Genomic DNA, 17171 nt, shown 5'->3' on the forward strand with positions numbered 1-17171 from the left:
GGGCCCTGTGGGGTTTCGCCGTGCCGGCGGTCGCGGGGGGTGTGTCGCTGGTGGTCCTGCTGGCCACCGGGCGGGTCCTCGCAGCTCCCGCCCGGCAGGCGGTGGTTGCGGCTTCATCGGAAAATGATCCAAACCGTGCGGCCGAACCCCGTTTCAGCTCGGGGGATCGGGCGTAATGTTCAGTCATGGACCGCCGCATTTTCGGGCTGGAGAACGAGTACGGCGTCACGTGTACGTTCAGGGGACAGCGGCGCCTGTCTCCCGACGAGGTGGCGCGGTACCTCTTCCGCCGTGTCGTGTCATGGGGCCGCAGCAGCAATGTCTTTCTGCGAAACGGCGCACGCCTCTATCTCGACGTGGGCTCACATCCGGAATACGCGACACCCGAATGTGACAACGTGACCGAACTGGTCACCCACGACAAAGCGGGCGAGCGCATTCTCGAAGGACTCCTGGTGGACGCCGAACGACGCCTGCACGAGGAAGGAATCGCGGGCGACGTCTACCTCTTCAAGAACAACACGGACTCGGCCGGCAACTCCTACGGCTGCCACGAGAACTATCTCGTCGCCCGCCACGGGGAGTTCTCCCGGCTCGCGGACATTCTCATTCCGTTCCTGGTCACCAGGCAGCTTCTCTGCGGTGCCGGCAAGGTGCTGCAGACCCCGCGGGGCGCGGTGTACTGCGTCAGTCAGCGGGCCGAGCACATCTGGGAGGGCGTCTCCTCGGCCACGACGCGTTCCCGGCCCATCATCAACACCCGGGACGAACCGCACGCCGACGCCGAGCGCTACCGCCGCCTGCACGTGATCGTGGGCGACTCGAACATGTCCGAGACGACCATGCTGCTGAAGGTCGGCGCGACCGACCTGGTGCTGCGCATGATCGAGGCGGGCACCGTGATGCGCGACCTGACCCTGGAGAACCCGATCCGGGCGATCCGCGAGGTCAGCCACGACATCACCGGCCGGCGCAAGGTGCGTCTGGCCAGCGGCCGTGAGGCGTCCGCGCTGGAGGTGCAGCGCGAGTACTACGAGAAGGCCGTGGACTTCGTCGAGCGGCGGGGCATCCGTACCGGCACCGTCGACCAGGTCCTGGAGCTGTGGGGCCGCACGCTGGACGCGATCGAGGCGGAGGACCTCGACCGGATCGGCACCGAGATCGACTGGGTCATGAAGTACAAGCTGATCGAGCGGTACCGGGCCAAGCACAACATGACGATGTCCCACCCGAGGGTCGCGCAGATAGACCTCGCGTATCACGACATTCACCGCCGTCGTGGTCTCTACTACCTTCTGGAGAGGAAGGGTCAGGCAGCGCGTATCTGCAACGACTTGAAGATCTTCGAGGGCAAGTCCGTTCCGCCGCAGACCACTCGGGCCCGGCTGCGCGGTGACTTCATCCGCAGGGCTCAGGAACAGCGCCGGGACTTCACGGTCGACTGGGTCCACCTGAAGCTCAACGACCAGGCGCAGCGCACGGTGTTGTGCAAGGACCCGTTCCGATCGGTCGACGACCGGGTGGAGAAACTGATCGCCGGAATGTGAGCAAAGCGTTCCGCGTCACCGCCGGAACGCAACACGGGCGCCGTACGTTTCCCGTACGGCGCCCTTCGCACGCCGTAGAGTTGCGCGCACGCCATCAACAAGATCGACCGATTACGAGGCTCTCACCGTGCGCCGACGCTCCCTTCTCATCGCCGTTCCCGCAGGACTGGCCACACTCGCCGCATGCGGTGACGACAAGTCCGACTCGAGCAAGGCGAGCGACAGCGCGTCACCCTCGCCGTCCTCCTCGGGCTCCCAGGCGCCGCCGCCGAAGATCGTCGCCGGTCCGCTGCCGGCCGTCACGGCGGGCACGAAGTTCGGTGAGAAGCCGACGGTCGCCAAGGGCAGCGGGGAGCCGTCGAAGGATCTCGCGGTCAAGACGCTCATCGCGGGCGGCGGCACCACCGTCGCCGAGGGCGACTACATCCAGGCCAACTACCTCGGCCAGATCTGGAGCACGGCGAAGGTCTTCGACAACTCCTACGACCGCAAGACGGCGCTGGTCATCCAGCTCGCGCAGAACAGCATCATCGACGGCTGGCGGTACGCCCTGACGGGCAAGAAGGCCGGCAGCCGGGTCGAGTTCTCCGTCCCGCCCACGTGGGGGTACGGCAAGGAGGGCAACGCGCAGGCGGGCATCAAGGGCACCGACACGCTGGTGTTCGTCGTCGACGTGCAGGACACGTTCAACGCGAAGAGCTCCGCCAAGGGCAAGGATGTCGCGCAGAGCGACGCCAAGCTGCCGAAGGTCGGCACCAACACCGACGGCAAGGCGCCCTCGATCGAGATCCCCAAGGCGGACGCGCCGACCAAGCTGGTGTCGGAGTACGTCATCGAGGGCGACGGCGACGAGGTCGCGGCCGACAGCACGCTGCTGGTGCAGTACAAGGGCGTGGTGTGGGACACCGGCAAGGAGTTCGACTCGACGTACAAGCGGGGGCAGTTGGCGTCGTTCTCGCTCCAGCAGGTCGTCAAGGGGTGGGCGCAGGGCCTGACCGGCAAGAAGGTCGGCTCCCGGGTGCTGATCTCCATCCCGCCGAAGCTGGGTTACGGCGACAACCCGCCGGCCGGCAGCGGGATCGAGAAGGACTCCACGCTGGTCTTCACCGTGGACATCCTCGCGAAGATGTGACGCACGGGGGACCTGCGCGCGGGTCCCGCGCAGGGATGTAAGACTGGTCCCTGTTGCCTTTCCGTGAACAAGCAGGAGCGAGTGACGTGAGCATCGACAAGCCCGAGATCGACTTCCCGGGCGGCGAGCCCCCGGCGGACCTGGAGATCAAGGACATCTGGGAGGGCGACGGCGAGGTTGCGCAGGCCGGCCAGACCGTCACCGTCCACTACGTGGGCGTGGCCTTCAGCACCGGCGAGGAGTTCGACGCCAGCTGGAACCGTGGTCAGCCGTTCCGCTTCCCGCTGGGCGGCGGCCGGGTCATCAAGGGCTGGGACCAGGGCGTGCAGGGCATGAAGGTCGGCGGCCGTCGCCAGCTGACCATTCCCGCCCACCTCGCCTACGGCAACCAGAGCCCCACTCCGGCGATCAAGCCCGGTGAGACCCTGATCTTCGTGGTCGACCTCCTCGGCGTCTGATCGTCGTACCGGAGTCACCGGAGGAGCCGTAAATGATCGCGTCGTGGCCGGATCGTCGTACGACATCCGACCGGACCTGATCGACCAGGGCCCATGCCTGTCCGGGCATGGGCCCTCGGCTTTTGCCTGGCTCCTTCGGGGCGGTACGGTCATCGTCCGTAAGCACCATAGGGAGGCGAAGGGCGTCGATGGCCATTGCCAAGGCCGAGCGGCTGATGAACCTGGCGCTGTGTCTGCTCGGGACGCGACGGCCGCTGAGCAAGCGCGAGCTCAGGGAGTCCATCGAGGCCTACCTGGAAGCCAATTCCGACGACTCCTTCAACCGGATGTTCGAGCGCGACAAGGACGATCTGCGCGAACTCGGGCTCGTGATCGAGACCGTTGAGAACCTCGACGGCGAAGTCGGTTATCTCGCCCGCCGGGACAGCAACCGGCTGCCGCCCATCACCCTCGACGCCGAGGAGGCCGCTGCCCTGGGCCTGGCGGCGAAGGTGTGGCAGCAGGCCCGGCTCGCCGGCGCGGCCAGCGGCGCGCTGCAGAAACTGCGCGCGGCGGGGCTGCCCGAGGACGTCGACCCGTACGAGGCGCACGGCGCGCTGGAGCCGCGCATCCCGGTGCACGAGGCCTCCTTCGAGCCGCTGATGCTCGCCTGCCGCGACCGGCGCCCGGTCGTCTTCGACTACCGCAAGGCCACCGCCGCTCGCCCCGAGCCGCGCCATGTCGAGCCGTGGGCGCTGGAGTGCTGGCGGGGCCACTGGTACCTGGCCGGATTCGACCGGGACCGGGGTGCCGAGCGGGTCTTCAGGCTCTCCCGTATTACCGGCAAGGTGCGCTCGCGCGGGGCGCAGTTCACGGCCCCGGTCCCCGATGTCGTCACCGTCCGCGAGACCGTGGCGGGCTGGGCGGGGGAGACCGCCGACCGCAGCGCGCTGATCCGGCTGCGCGCGGACGCCGGTTACCCCCTTCGGGCGAAGGCCACCTCGGTGCGGGAACTGGGAGACGGCTGGGACGAGTTGGAGATTCCGTACGGCCACGGCCTGGACGCCTGGCTGGTGGAGTTCGGTCCCGACGTGGTGGTCCTGGAGCCCGCCGAGCTGCGGGCCGACGTGGTGGACCGGCTGCGTGCCGTGGCCAAGGGCTGAGGGGGAGCGGAAGAGAACTGTGGCAGGCAAACCGGTCAGGCCCACGAACGCCATCGACCAGACCCGGCGGATGCTCTCGCTGGTGACCTATCTGAAGGAGCGTCCCGGAGCGCGCGTCGAGGACGTGGCCCGCGCCTTCGGGATCACCGAGGACGAGCTGGTCTCCGACCTCGATGTGCTGCCCATGTGCGGCACCAGCTTCCGCGGCGGCGACCTGCTCGACATCGACACCGACGGCGAGCGGATCTGGTGGCACAACCCCGCCGCGCTCGGTGAGGAGACGGCAGAGCCGCTCCGGCTCGCGGCCGACGAGGCGACCGCGCTGCTGGTGGCCGCCCGCGCGGTCTCCACGCTGCCCGGCCTCAGGGAGAGCGACCGGCAGGCGCTGCTGCGGGCCACCGCCAAGGTGGAGACCGCGGCCGGTGAGGCCGCCGGTGCCAGTGCGCGGCTGTCGGTGACCTTCGAGTCGGAGGGCGGTGTGTTCGCGGACGTCGACCGGGCCATCTCCGAGCGCCGGCGCCTGTGGATCCGCTACTACTCGCCCGCCCGTGACGAACTCACCGAGCGCGAGATCGACCCGATCCGCCTGGTCAGCGTCGGTCACACCTATGTCGAGGCGTGGTGCCGCCGCTCCGAGGCGCGGCGCACCTTCCGGCTCGACCGGGTCGCGGAGATCAAGATCCTCGACGAGCCGTCCGCGCCGCCCGAGGTCGAGCTCAGGGACCTGTCGGAGGGGCTGGTGCAGCCCGCTGCCGAGGACCCCGAGGTGGTCGTCGAGGTCGGTCCCGGCGGTCGCTGGGTCGCGGAGTACTACCCGCACGACAGTGCGGATGAGCTTTCCGACGGCGGGCTGCGTATTACCCTCCGCACCCCCGACCCGGCGTCCCTGCGGAGGCTGGCGCTCCGGCTCGGCCGCGACGGCCGCATCGTCTCGCCGCGCGACCTCGCCGACAGTGCCCGCGAGGCGGCCCGTGAGGCGCTCGCGGCCTACGACGGGGTCGAGGCGCAGGGCGCGCACCCGGTGGACGCGGGGCGCGACAGGCAGGACGACGGTCAGTACGACAGGCAGGAGCAGGGGCTTTGAGCGAGTCGGCGACGTCTGGTGCGGGCATCACGGTGGCTGCCGCCTTCGCGGGGATGCGGAGTGCGGCTCCGGTGACCTTCAAGGCGGGCTGCCCGGACTGCCGGGAGCGTTTCGAGCTGGCCGCCAGCGCGTTTCGCCTCGCCATCGGCGCGTCCAGCCGCACCACCTTCTACTCCTTCACCTGCCCCGAGTGCGGCGCGGCCGTCCGCAAGCCCGCGGGGGAGCGGATCGTGGAGCTGCTGACCGGCGGCGGGGTGCGGACGCTGCGGCTGCACTCCACCCTCTAGCGCACTCCGCCCTCCAGCGCCCTCCGCTCTCTCGTCCCTCCGGAACCACTAGGCTCGGTGTCATGTTCTGGCCGATGTTCGCGGTAGCTGTGGGTTTCGTGGGTCTCGCCGTGCTCGGTGTGCTCGCCGTCCGGGTCTTCCTGGAGGCGCAGCGTCTCGGCCGCCAGGTCACGGATTCCGCGCAGCGCATCAACAGGGCCGCGGAGGACCTGGAGCGGGCGGCGGTGAGCACGGCCCGTTCTGTCGACTCCCTGTGAGTACGGCTGAGAGTTGGGTGTGAGTCCGGCGACGCATGCGTTTTGGGCCACTTCGCCCTGTCACCGTGGCAGGGTCGGCAGGTACGCTGCTGATCGCGGTCCGTATAACGAGGCTCGGCCGCGAACCGGGAGTACGCACAGGGATTGCCAGGCGTTCACCCCTGAGCGTTACGATCGCTGCCAGCACGACTGATCGGACACATGTCCGACCGGTCGGACAGCACCCCACAAGCCGCCTCGGTGAGAAGGTAAAGACTTATGTTCGGAAGGCTCGGCGCCCCCGAGATCATTCTCATCCTCGTCGTCATCATCCTGCTGTTCGGCGCGAAGAAGCTTCCCGACATGGCGCGCTCGCTCGGCAAGTCCGCTCGCATCCTCAAGAGCGAGGCCAAGGCGATGAAGGAGGAGGGCGGCAGCAACACGGCCACCCCGGCCGGCCCGCCCAACACCGACGAGCAGGCCTCTCAGCGCACCATCCAGGCCGCCCCCGGCGACGTGAGCAGCTCGCGCCCGGTCAGCGAGCCGACGGACACGACCAAGCGCTGACGCGGGGCCGGTGACCTCCGGCCCGCCTGCACGAGATGGGAACGTGGGTTGCTCAAGTCTGCCCGCAAAGAAGAGAGGGATCCCGAGGGGCGGATGCCTCTCGCGGATCACCTTCGTGAGCTCCGCAACCGGCTCGCGAAGGCGATGCTGGCCATCGTCGCCGTCACGGTGGTCGCTGCCTTCTTCTACAACGACATCATCAACTTGATCACCAAGCCGATCCTCGACTCGGTCGGCTGTGACAAGTCCTTCGCGGAACTGGCCAGGTCGACGCAGTCGACCAAGCCGTGCGCCGAGATCACGATCAACGGCCTGCTCGCCCCCTTCACGCTGGCACTGAAGGTGTCGCTGATGGCCGGCGTCGTGGCGGCCTCGCCGGTCTGGCTCTACCAGCTGTGGGCCTTCGTCGCCCCCGGTCTGCACCGGCACGAGAAGAAGTACGCCTACGCGTTCGTCGGCACCGGCGCCCCGCTGTTCCTCATCGGCGCCTACTTCGCCTACACGGTCCTGCCGACCACGGCACAGGTGCTGATCGGCTTCACTCCGGGCGGCACCTCCAACCTGCTGCCGCTGGACGACCTGCTCGACCTCGTCCTGCGCATGGTGCTGGTCTTCGGGCTCTCCTTCGAGCTGCCCCTGCTGCTGGTCTTCCTCAACCTCACCGGGCTGATCACCGGCAAGCGGATGCTCGGCTGGTGGCGCGGCATGATCATGGCCATCACCGTGTTCGCGGCCGTCGCCACCCCGAGCACCGACCCGCTGACGATGCTGGCGCTCGCCGCACCGATCTGGGTGCTGTACTTCGCGGCGACCGCCTTCTCCCTGCTCAACGACCGGCGCCGGCGCCGCCGCGAGGCCGAGGGCCCCGACGACGACGAGGCCTCCGACCTGGATCTCACCCCCGAGGACATCGGCGAGGTCGAGACCGTCTCCGCGAGCCGGGCGCTGCCCGAGCAGTCGGCCACGGACCGGGTCAACGGTTATGACGACGTGACCTGACGCACGGGAAGCGGCTCGTAAGGTCACTTCCGTGACCAGCGAGATCACCCTCTTCGTCAACCCCACCGCGGGTCGCGGCCGGGGCGCCCACGCGGCGCAGCCGGCCGCTTCCGCGTTGCGGGCGGCGGGCTTCGCCGTGCGGACCGTACTCGGCGAGGACGCCGCCGACGCCCTCGCCCGCGCGCGTGCCGCCGTCCGCGACGGCACCGGCGCCCTGATCGCGGTCGGCGGCGACGGTATGGCGAACCTCGCCCTGCAGGCCGTGGCCGGCACCCGCACCCCCTTCGGCCTGGTCGCCGCCGGCACCGGCAACGACTTCGCCCGTGCCCTGGGGCTGCCGGTGCGCGACCCCGCCGCCGCGGGACGGCTGATCGCCGGGGCCCTCAAGGAGGGCCGCGTCCACGACATCGACCTGGGGCGGGTCGGCGACCGATGGTTCGGCACGGTCCTCGCCTCCGGCCTGGACTCCCGCGTCAACGACCGCGGCAACCGCATGCGATGGCCCGCGGGCCGCCTCAAGTACGACCTCGCCCTGCTCGTCGAACTCGCCGCCTTCCGGCCCCTCCCGTACCGGATCACACTCGACGGCGGCGAGGTCCGCGAGGTCGAGGCGACCCTCGTGGCGGTCGGCAACGGCTCGTCGTACGGCGGCGGCATGCGGATCTGCCCGGGCGCGGACCTCACCGACGGGCTGTTCGACGTCACCGTGGTCGGCGACTGCAGCCGTACGACCCTGCTGCGGGTGTTCCCGAGGGTGTACCGCGGCACCCACGTCGACCATCCCCAGGTGAGCGTGGTGCGGGCGGCACGGGTCGAGATCGCCGCACCGGGCGTGACCGGGTACGCGGACGGCGAACCCCTCGGGCCGCTGCCGCTCACCGCGCGGTGCGTCCCCGCCGCGGTCACGGTCATAGGTCCTTGAACTGCATGAAGAGCAGGTTTCACGAAATCCGATCCGGATAATGATCGTCCTGTTGTCAGTGGGGCCCGGTACGCTCGAAAGCACGATGACAGAGGACCTCTCACCGGCCGAGCGGTACGCGGCAGCCCGCCTGCGGGCAGCCGAGCAGGCCACCGCGCTCGCGGGCTTCCGCGAGATGTACGACTTCGGTCTCGACCCCTTCCAGATCGAGGCCTGCAAGGCTCTCGAAGCCGGCAAGGGCGTGCTGGTGGCCGCCCCCACCGGCTCCGGCAAGACGATCGTCGGCGAGTTCGCCGTCCACCTCGCCCTGAAGCAGGGCAAGAAGTGCTTCTACACGACCCCCATCAAGGCGCTGTCCAACCAGAAGTACGCGGACCTGAGCCGCCGTTACGGCGCGGACAAGGTCGGCCTGCTCACCGGTGACAACAGCGTCAACTCCGACGCCCCCGTGGTCGTGATGACCACCGAGGTGCTGCGCAACATGCTGTACGCGGGCTCGCAGACCCTCCTCGGCCTCGGATACGTGGTCATGGACGAGGTGCACTACCTCTCCGACCGCTTCCGGGGTGCCGTGTGGGAAGAGGTGATCATCCACCTCCCCGAGTCGGTGACCTTGGTGTCGCTGTCGGCGACCGTGTCCAATGCCGAGGAGTTCGGTGACTGGCTCGACACCGTCCGCGGCGACACCCAGGTGATCGTCTCCGAGCACCGGCCCGTGCCGCTGTTCCAGCACGTGCTCGCCGGGCGGCGGATGTACGACCTGTTCGAGGAGGGCGAGGGCAACAAGAAGGCCGTCAACCCCGACCTCGTGCGGCTGGCCCGGATGGAGGCCCAGCGGCCCTCCTACCAGGACCGCAGGCGCGGCCGGGCGATGCGTGAGGCCGACCGGGAGCGCGAGCGGCGGCAGCGGTCCAGGGTGTGGACGCCGAGCCGGCCCGAGGTCATCGAGCGCCTCGACGCCGAGGGTCTGCTGCCCGCCATCACGTTCATCTTCAGCCGCGCCGCCTGCGAGGCGGCCGTCCAGCAGTGCCTGTACGCGGGACTGCGGCTGAACGACGACGAGGCGCGGGGCAGGGTGCGCGACCTCGTCGAGGAGCGCACCGCGTCGATTCCGCACGAGGACCTGCACGTCCTCGGGTACTACGAGTGGCTGGAGGGCCTGGAGCGCGGTATCGCGGCCCACCACGCGGGCATGCTGCCGACCTTCAAGGAGGTCGTCGAGGAGCTGTTCGTGCGCGGGCTGGTCAAGGCCGTGTTCGCGACCGAGACGCTCGCGTTGGGCATCAACATGCCCGCACGCTCGGTGGTGCTGGAGAAGCTCGTCAAGTGGAACGGCGAACAGCACGCCGACATCACGCCCGGCGAGTACACCCAGCTGACGGGGCGCGCGGGGCGGCGCGGCATCGATGTCGAGGGCCACGCGGTGGTGCTGTGGCAGCGCGGGAGCAGCCCCGAGCACCTGGCGGGACTCGCGGGCACGCGCACGTACCCGCTGCGCTCCAGCTTCAAGCCGTCGTACAACATGGCGGTCAATCTCGTCGAGCAGTTCGGGCGGCACCGCTCGCGCGAGCTCCTGGAGACGTCGTTCGCGCAGTTCCAGGCCGACAAGTCGGTCGTCGGGATCTCCCGGCAGGTCCAGCGCAACGAGGAAGGGCTCGACGGCTACAAGGCCTCCATGACCTGCCACCTCGGCGACTTCGAGGAGTACGCGCGGCTGCGCCGCGAGCTCAAGGACCGCGAGACGGAGCTGGCCCGGCAGGGGGTCGCGCAGCGGCGGGCCGAGGCGGCCGTCGCGCTGGAGAAGCTCAAGCCGGGTGACGTCATCCACGTGCCGACGGGCAAGTACGCCGGACTCGCGCTGGTGCTGGACCCGGGCCTGCCGGCCGGGCGGTCCAACGGCCACCGGGGTTTCGATCACCACGACGGCCCGCGGCCGCTGGTGCTGACCGCCGAGCGGCAGGTCAAGCGGCTCGCGTCGATGGACTTCCCGGTGCCGGTCCAGGCGTTGGAGCGGATGCGGATCCCCAAGTCCTTCAACCCGCGCTCGCCGCAGTCCCGTCGGGACCTGGCCTCCGCGCTGCGTACGAAGGCCGGGCACATCCCGCCGGAGCGGGCGCGGAAGCAGCGCTCGCAGGCCGCCGACGACCGGGAGATCGCGCGGCTGCGCACGTCGATCCGTGCGCACCCCTGCCATGGCTGCAACGACCGTGAGGACCACGCCCGTTGGGCCGAGCGCTACCACCGGCTGCTGCGCGACACCTCGCAGCTGGAGCGGCGCATCGAGGGGCGCACGAACACCATCGCGCGCACCTTCGACCGGATCGTGGCCCTGCTGACCGAGCTGGACTACCTGCGCGGCGACGAGGTCACCGAACACGGCAAGCGGCTGGCGCGGTTGTACGGCGAGCTCGACCTGCTGGCCAGCGAGTGCCTGCGCGAAGGCGTCTGGGAGGGGCTCGCCCCCGCCGAACTGGCCGCGTGCGTGTCGGCGTTGGTGTACGAGGCCCGGGTGGGTGACGACGCCATGGCGCCCAAGGTGCCGTCCGGCAAGGCCAAGGCCGCGCTCGGTGAGATGGTGCGGATCTGGGGTCGGCTGGACGCCCTGGAGGAGGACTTCCGGATCAACCAGACCGAAGGGGTGGGCCAGCGCGAGCCCGACCTCGGCTTCGCCTGGGCCGCCTACATGTGGGCCTCCGGCAAGGGGCTGGACGAGGTCCTCCGGGAGGCGGAGATGCCGGCCGGGGACTTCGTGCGGTGGTGCAAGCAGGTGATCGACGTGCTGGGGCAGATCTCGGCGGCGGCGCCGGTTTCCGGGGGTGACGGGTCCTCGTCCGTCGCGAAGAACGCGCGGAAGGCCGTTGATCTGCTGCTGCGGGGGGTTGTGGCCTACTCATCGGTGGGGTGATGTTGCGATGGCGGGCGCGGGCTCACTGTGGCTTGTCGCGCAGTTCCCCGCGCCCCCGGGTGGGCCGCCCTACTCGGCGTTCACATAGGACCGCCAGCCTCCGTACTCCGTGATGTCCTCGGCGTTCTCCAGCGCGCCGGGTTCGCACAGGAAACCGGGGACGGAGCTGCCGTCCGACAGTTCCACCGTGCCCAGCGCCATCGGGCGGGGGAGGGCTGACAGAAGGCGGCCCAGGCCCTCCGCCGGGAGACGCCACACCTCTGCCTCGATCTGCGCGCCGCCCTCGCCCACGTGGACCAGCCCCGGTTTGGGCGGAGTCGTCCGCAGGGCGTGCAGGCGGTAGACGGGTGCGGTGGTGGTCGTCCGGTCCAGGCGGGCGCCCAATGCCAGCAGCTGGGGGTTCAGTGGCTGGCCCGTCAGGTGGGCGCCGACCACCGCGAGCCGTGTCTCCGGACGGAGCAGGCTCGCGATCCTGGCCAAGCGGTCGTCGGTGTGTGCCGGGCCGATGAGCATCACGCCGAACGGGAGGCCGTTCACCTCACCGGCCGGGACGGCGGCAGCGGCCAGGTCGAAGAGGTTCGTGGAGTTGGTGAAGCGCCCCAGGCGGGCGTTGGCGCCCACGGGGTCGGCGGCGACCTCGGCGAGGGTGGGGTGACCCGGGGTGGTCGGCAGCAACAGGGCGTCCGCGTCGGCCAGTTCGGTCAGCGCCCGGGTGCGGAGTACGGCCAGCCGGTCCAGGTCGGCGTAGAGCCGGTGGGCCGGGAGGTCGCGGGCCCGGGTGATGATGGCGGCGGCCGTGGGATCGAGGGAGTCGTCGTTCACCGCTGTCGCCTTGTCGACAAAGGTCCCTACCGCGGTGTAGCGCTCGGCCACGAAGGCGCCCTCGTAGAGCATCGCCGCCGCCTCCGTGAAGGGCGTGAGGTCGAGTTCGCGCACGGACGCGCCGGCCGTGACCAGCTGGTCCACCGCCGACTCGTACGCCGCGGCCCAGCCCTCGTCCAGCTCGCCGAGCTGCTCGCGCGCGGGGACGGCGATCCGCCAGGGGCCCGGGCGGCGGCCGGGCAGGGACGGGGCGGTGCCCGTCACCATGTGGGACAGCGCCTGCTCGGCCTCCGGGAGGGTGCGGGCGAAGACCGTCACGCAGTCGATCGAGGCGCAGGCCGGGACGACCCCGGCCGTGGGGACCAGGCCACGGGTGGGCTTGAGGCCGACGATGCCGTTGAAGGCGGCCGGGACCCGGCCCGAGCCCGCCGTGTCGGTGCCGAGCGCGAAGTCGACGATGCCGAGGGCCACGGCCACCGCCGAACCGGAGCTGGAACCGCCGCTCACCCTCGTGGGGTCGTACGCGTTGCGGACCGCGCCGTACGGGGAGCGGGTGCCGACCAGGCCCGTCGCGAACTGGTCCAGGTTCGTGGTGCCGAGCACGATCGCGCCCGCCGCGCGCAGACCGGCGACCACCGGGGCGTCGGCCGCGGGACGGTAGGCGTAGGACGGGCAGCCCGCGGTGGTGGGCAGGCCCGCCACGTCGATGTTGCCCTTGACGGCGAACAGGCGGCCCGCGAGGGGGAGCCGCTCGCCCCGCGCGAGCCGTTCGTCGACGGCCCGGGCCTCCCGCTCGACCTCCTCCCGCGGACGCAGATCGATCCAGATCTCGGGGCGGTCCACGGCCTCGACGCGGTCGTAGGCGGCACGGACCCGGGTGACGGTGCTGGACATGACGCGCTCCTCCTTCACTGTGCGGGACCGGCTCACCGTGCGGGCGGGGCCAGGACGAGCAGTGCCGTCCCCGCCTCCACCTGGTCGCCGGGCCTTGCCAGGATCTCCGCGACCACACCGGCCGTCGGCGCGTGCACCCTGGACTCCATCTTCATCGCCTCCAGCGCCAGAAGCGGCTGGCCGGCCGCCACCTCGTCGCCCGGCTCGACGTTCACCTGCCATACGGACGCGGCGAACTCGGCTTCGACCAGACGCCCGCCGGGAGGGACCACGACATCGGCGGGGGCCGCCGCCGGCGAGGACGCCGACTCGGCCCGGGCGAACTCGCCCGCCGCCTCCCAGGCGCCCCGCTCCACGGCGAAGGCCGTCTGCTGACGCGTCCTGAACTCCGCTATGGAATCAGCGTGTTCGGCGAGGAAGGCCTGGTACCCGGCGAGCGAGAAGGTGCCCTCCTCGACGCGGGGCACGAAGCGGCCGGAGACGATGTCCGCCCGCAGCTCCAGGAGTTCGTCCGCGTCCACCGGATACCACTTGATGCGGTCGAAGAAGCGCAGCAGCCAGGGCGAGCCCGGCTCGAACGCGCCGCGCTGCTGCCAGGGCGACCACACCTGGGTCGTACGGCCCACGAACTGGTAGCCGCCGGGCCCCTCCATGCCGTACACGCACAGATACGCCCCGCCGATGCCGACCGAGTTCTCCGCCGTCCAGGTGCGCGCCGGGTTGTACTTGGTGGTGACCAGGCGATGGCGCGGGTCGAGGGGCGTGGCCACGGGGGCGCCCAAGTAGACGTCTCCCAGGCCCAGTACGAGGTACTCGGCGTCGAAGACCGTGCGGAGGACGTCGTCCACCGAGGCCAGGCCGTTGACGCGACGGATGAACTCGATGTTCCACGGGCACCAGGGGGCGTCGTCGCGTACGCCCGCCATGTAGCGGGCGATCGCCTCGCGGGTGGCCGGGTCGTCCCAGGAGAGCGGGAGGTGGACCGTGCGGGAGGGGACGACCAGCTCGTCCGACGGGGGCAGGGGCGCCGTGATCTCCCGTACCGCGGCGAGGAGTTCGAGCTGGGGCAGCCTTTCCGGGTCCGTCCGGATCTGGAGGGAGCGGATACCGGGGGTGAGGTCGGTGACGCCGTCCGGACCCTGTGCGGCGACCGCCTCCATCAGCGCGTGGACGCGCATGCGCAGCGCCAGGTCCAGCTGCATGGAGCCGAACTCGACCAGCAGGTTGTCGTCGCCGCTGCGGCGGTAGGTCACGTCCCCGTCGCGGGCGAGGATGCCGCCGTCCACGATTGCCGAGCGCGCCGAACCGTCGGTGGTCACCGGGACGAAGCGGACCGTGTCGCCGGGGCGCAGCTGGCCCAGCTTCCAGCGCTCGGTGCTGAGGACGGTCGCCGGGCACACGAAACCGCCCAGCGAGGGCCCGTCCGGGCCCAGCAGCACCGGCATGTCGCCCGTGTAGTCGACCGCGCCGACCGAGTACGGGGTGTCGTGGATGTTGGACGGGTGCAGGCCGGCCTCGCCGCCGTCGGTGCGGGCCCAGCGGGGCTTGGGGCCGACGAGGCGGACCCCGGTGCGGGCCGAGTTGAAGTGGACCTTCCAGTCGGCGGCGTAGAAGTCGCGGATGTCGTCCTCGGTGAAGAACTCCGGGGCGGCGTGCGGGCCTTCGACCGCGGCGATGTGCCAGGTGGAGGTGATTGACGGGCGGTCCGTCACGGGCGTGCCGTCGGTTCGGCCGCCCCCGTGCAGGACGTCACCCGTCCGTAGCGCCCGTCCGCCGTGTCCGCCGAAGCGGCCCAGCGTGAAGGTGCTCGCGCTGCCGAGGAAGGCCGGGACGTCGAGGCCGCCCGCGAACAGGACGTACGTGCGCAGTCCGTGTTCGGCGGGCGCGCCGACCTCCAGGACCGCGCCCGCGGGCACGGTCACCGGCTCCCACTGCGCCACCGGTGTGCCGTCGACGGTGACCGGGGCCGGAGCGCCCGTCACACAGACGGTCGTGGGGTGCGTGAACCTCAACGACGGCCCCTGCAGGGTGCATTCGAGACCGGGCGCCCCCTCTGGGTTGCCCAGCGTCCGGTTGCCGAGCCGGAAGGAACGGTCGTCCATCGGGCCGCTCGGCGGAACACCGACCTGCCAGTAGCCGGTGCGGCCGGGCCAGTCCTGGACCGTGGTGAGCGTGCCCGCCGTCACGACCTCGATGCGCGGGGTCGGGTCCTTGACCCCGGCGAGGGTCGCCGTGGAGTGCGCGGCCCGCCTGAAGCCGGTGTCCGCCAGTGCCGCTCGGACCAGACCCAGGTTGGTCTCGATGCCGTCGACGCGGGTGCGCTCCAGAGCCTCGTCCAGTCGCCGCAGGGCGTGGGCGCGGTCCGGGCCGTACGCGATGATCTTCGCGAGCATCGGGTCGTACGACGTCGTCACCTCGGTGCCGGTCTCCACCCAGCCGTCGACGCGGACCCCGGTGGGGAACTCGACCCGCGTCAACAGGCCCGCGCTGGGCCGGTGTTCACGGGAGGGGTCCTCGGCGTAGACGCGGGCCTCGACGGCATGGCCGCGCGGGGCGCCCGGCGTGCGTACGACGTCCCGCTCGCCCCGGGCCAGGCGGAGCATCCACTCGACCAGGTCGACGCCGTAGATCTCCTCGGTGACCGGATGCTCCACCTGCAGACGGGTGTTGACCTCCAGGAAGGAGGCCTCCTCGCGGGCGGCGTCGTAGACGAACTCGACGGTTCCCGCGGAGCGGTAGCCGACGGAGGCGCACAGTTCGCGTGCGCTGTCCGCCAGTTGGGCGCGCACGTGAGCGGGCAGGCCCGGTGCGGGTGCCTCCTCCACGACCTTCTGGTTGCGGCGCTGGAGGGAGCAGTCGCGGTCGCCGAAGGTGACGACCGTGCCCTCGCCGTCGCCGAAGACCTGCACCTCGACATGGCGGGCGCGCTCGACGAGCCGTTCCAGGAAGACGCCGGCGGAGGAGAAGGAGGCGGCGGCGACCCGCTGCACCCGGTCCCAGGCGTCGGTCAGTTCACCGGCGGAACGGCAGGCCGACATGCCGATGCCGCCGCCACCGCCGGTGGCCTTCAGCATGACGGGATACCCGATGACCTCGGCGGCGTCGAGGGCGTCGCCGAGCGAGGGCAGCAGGCCCGTTCCCGGGGCCAGCGGTACCCCGGCCGCCTGCGCCGCGGCCCGGGCGGTGTGCTTCGCGCCGAACAGTTCCAGCTGCTCGGGTGTCGGGCCCACGAAGACGATCCCCGCGTCCTCGCAGCGGCGGGCGAAGACGGCGTCCTCGGACAGGAATCCGTAGCCGGGGTGGATCGCCCCGGCCCCCGTGTCCTTGGCCGCTTTGAGCACCAGGTCGGCGTCGAGGTACGACTGCTTCGCGGGCGCCGGCCCGAGGCGCACGGCGTGGTCGGCGAGCCGGACGTGGGGGGCGGCCCGGTCGGCGTCGGAGTACACGGCGACGGTGCGCAGGCCCAGCTCGCGGGCGGTGCGGAGGACGCGGACCGCTATCTCGCCCCGGTTGGCGACGAGGAGGGTGTCGAAGGTCATGCGGCGGCACCGATCGTCAGCTGCACGGGCGTGGGGTCGAAACCGTTGCAAGGGTTGTTGACCTGGGGGCAGTTGGAGACCAGGACCAGGACGTCTCGCTCGGCGCGCAGGGTCAGGGACAGCCCCGGGGCGGAGATGCCGTCGACGATGCCCAGGGTGCCGTCCTTCTCGACCGGGACGTTCATGTACCAGTTGATGTTGGAGACGAGGTCGCGCTTGCCGAGACCGTGCCGCGAGCCCTCGGCGAGGAAGTTCTCCACGCAAGCGTGCTGCGACCAGGTGTGGTGGCCGTAGCGCAGGGTGTTCGACTCCTTGGAGCAGGCGCCGCCGACCGTGTCGTGGCGGCCCACGTCGTCGGCGGTGACCGTCATCAGGGGGGTGTGCTCGTTGGACATCAGCACACTGCCCGTGGTGAGGAAGATGCCGCCCTGCGCCTGGATCGTGTCGGGGGCGCTGTAGCGGACCGACGTGTCGTGGGCGTCGTAGACGAGGAAGTCGACGGCCTGGTTGCCGCGCAGGTCGGTGATGGTGAGCGTCTCGCCCTCGCGGACGACGGAGGACCAGGGGGAGCGGGCCGGAACCACGGACTTCATGCGCGTCCCTTCGAGGCGAGGAATTCGGCGGTGTTGAGGAAGGC

General features: G+C 70.8%; 14 protein-coding genes and 1 pseudogene. 12 read left to right on the forward strand and 3 right to left on the reverse strand.

Annotated elements, in window-relative coordinates; genetic code table 11:
- The 12 genes and pseudogenes from EHS43_RS17385 to EHS43_RS17440 form a co-directional block, all read left to right on the forward strand.
- Positions 1 to 176 (forward strand): annotated as a pseudogene (locus tag EHS43_RS17385) (MFS transporter); the annotation flags it as partial.
- Positions 177 to 185: 9 nt separating this feature from the next.
- On the forward strand, positions 186 to 1547 hold the full coding sequence (gene pafA, locus EHS43_RS17390) for a Pup--protein ligase (RefSeq protein ID WP_020117715.1): 1362 nt from the start codon (positions 186 to 188) through the stop codon (positions 1545 to 1547).
- A gap of 127 nt (positions 1548 to 1674) precedes the next feature.
- A complete protein-coding gene (locus tag EHS43_RS17395) occupies positions 1675 to 2679 on the forward strand; it encodes an FKBP-type peptidyl-prolyl cis-trans isomerase (protein ID WP_125191681.1) in 1005 nt (334 codons plus the stop codon).
- Between the two features lie 86 nt (positions 2680 to 2765).
- The gene (locus EHS43_RS17400; protein ID WP_020117713.1) at positions 2766 to 3137 is read left to right on the forward strand and encodes an FKBP-type peptidyl-prolyl cis-trans isomerase; all 372 of its coding nucleotides are present in this window, start codon (positions 2766 to 2768) and stop codon (positions 3135 to 3137) included.
- Between the two features lie 188 nt (positions 3138 to 3325).
- Positions 3326 to 4279: a YafY family protein gene (locus tag EHS43_RS17405; RefSeq protein ID WP_125191682.1), complete on the forward strand. Its 954-nt coding sequence runs from the start codon at positions 3326 to 3328 to the stop codon at positions 4277 to 4279.
- Between the two features lie 19 nt (positions 4280 to 4298).
- A complete protein-coding gene (locus tag EHS43_RS17410) occupies positions 4299 to 5363 on the forward strand; it encodes a YafY family protein (RefSeq protein ID WP_125191683.1) in 1065 nt (354 codons plus the stop codon).
- Positions 5360 to 5650 (forward strand): hypothetical protein, encoded by a 291-nt coding sequence (locus EHS43_RS17415; RefSeq protein WP_125191684.1) that lies wholly within the window; start codon positions 5360 to 5362, stop codon positions 5648 to 5650. Before EHS43_RS17410 ends, EHS43_RS17415 begins: the two co-directional genes overlap by 4 nt.
- 62 nt (positions 5651 to 5712) lie before the next feature.
- Positions 5713 to 5907 (forward strand): hypothetical protein, encoded by a 195-nt coding sequence (locus tag EHS43_RS17420; protein WP_125191685.1) that lies wholly within the window; start codon positions 5713 to 5715, stop codon positions 5905 to 5907.
- Between the two features lie 258 nt (positions 5908 to 6165).
- Complete coding sequence (gene tatA / locus EHS43_RS17425; protein ID WP_125191686.1) at positions 6166 to 6453, forward strand: Sec-independent protein translocase subunit TatA; 288 nt, start codon at positions 6166 to 6168, stop codon at positions 6451 to 6453.
- Positions 6454 to 6501: 48 nt separating this feature from the next.
- The gene (tatC, locus tag EHS43_RS17430) at positions 6502 to 7452 is read left to right on the forward strand and encodes a twin-arginine translocase subunit TatC (protein ID WP_185806287.1); all 951 of its coding nucleotides are present in this window, start codon (positions 6502 to 6504) and stop codon (positions 7450 to 7452) included.
- Between the two features lie 31 nt (positions 7453 to 7483).
- On the forward strand, positions 7484 to 8374 hold the full coding sequence (locus tag EHS43_RS17435; RefSeq protein ID WP_125191688.1) for a diacylglycerol kinase: 891 nt from the start codon (positions 7484 to 7486) through the stop codon (positions 8372 to 8374).
- A gap of 40 nt (positions 8375 to 8414) precedes the next feature.
- Positions 8415 to 11279 (forward strand): RNA helicase, encoded by a 2865-nt coding sequence (locus EHS43_RS17440; protein ID WP_125191689.1) that lies wholly within the window; start codon positions 8415 to 8417, stop codon positions 11277 to 11279.
- A gap of 69 nt (positions 11280 to 11348) precedes the next feature.
- Here EHS43_RS17440 and atzF read toward each other — a convergent pair whose 3' ends face one another.
- Genes atzF through EHS43_RS17455 form a run of 3 tightly spaced genes read right to left on the reverse strand, consistent with a single transcriptional unit; the run spans position 11349 to position 17127 of the window.
- Entirely contained in the window at positions 11349 to 12995 is a 1647-nt protein-coding gene (gene atzF, locus EHS43_RS17445; protein WP_125191690.1) for an allophanate hydrolase, read from the reverse strand.
- Between the two features lie 32 nt (positions 12996 to 13027).
- On the reverse strand, positions 13028 to 16534 hold the full coding sequence (locus EHS43_RS17450) for a 5-oxoprolinase/urea amidolyase family protein (RefSeq protein ID WP_125191691.1): 3507 nt from the start codon (positions 16532 to 16534) through the stop codon (positions 13028 to 13030).
- Positions 16531 to 17127, reverse strand: coding sequence for an urea amidolyase associated protein UAAP2 (locus EHS43_RS17455; protein WP_125191692.1), 597 nt, complete (start codon positions 17125 to 17127; stop codon positions 16531 to 16533). Before EHS43_RS17455 ends, EHS43_RS17450 begins: the two co-directional genes overlap by 4 nt.
- Between the last annotated feature and the right edge of the window lie 44 nt (positions 17128 to 17171).

Origin of the sequence: Streptomyces sp. RP5T, assembly GCF_003933965.1 — a bacterium.
GTDB lineage: Bacteria > Actinomycetota > Actinomycetes > Streptomycetales > Streptomycetaceae > Streptomyces.

What these genes read in the sequence shown, in the direction of transcription:
- pafA (WP_020117715.1), top strand. Translation starts at nt 186, where the DNA reads ATGGACCGCCGCATTTTCGGGCTGGAGAACGAGTACGGCGTCACGTGT.
- EHS43_RS17405 (WP_125191682.1), top strand. Translation starts at nt 3,326, where the DNA reads ATGGCCATTGCCAAGGCCGAGCGGCTGATGAACCTGGCGCTGTGTCTG.
- EHS43_RS17420 (WP_125191685.1), top strand. Translation starts at nt 5,713, where the DNA reads ATGTTCTGGCCGATGTTCGCGGTAGCTGTGGGTTTCGTGGGTCTCGCC.
- tatA (WP_125191686.1), top strand. Translation starts at nt 6,166, where the DNA reads ATGTTCGGAAGGCTCGGCGCCCCCGAGATCATTCTCATCCTCGTCGTC.
- EHS43_RS17440 (WP_125191689.1), top strand. Translation starts at nt 8,415, where the DNA reads ATGATCGTCCTGTTGTCAGTGGGGCCCGGTACGCTCGAAAGCACGATG.
- atzF (WP_125191690.1), bottom strand. Translation starts at nt 12,995, where the DNA reads ATGTCCAGCACCGTCACCCGGGTCCGTGCCGCCTACGACCGCGTCGAG.
- EHS43_RS17450 (WP_125191691.1), bottom strand. Translation starts at nt 16,534, where the DNA reads ATGACCTTCGACACCCTCCTCGTCGCCAACCGGGGCGAGATAGCGGTC.
- EHS43_RS17455 (WP_125191692.1), bottom strand. Translation starts at nt 17,127, where the DNA reads ATGAAGTCCGTGGTTCCGGCCCGCTCCCCCTGGTCCTCCGTCGTCCGC.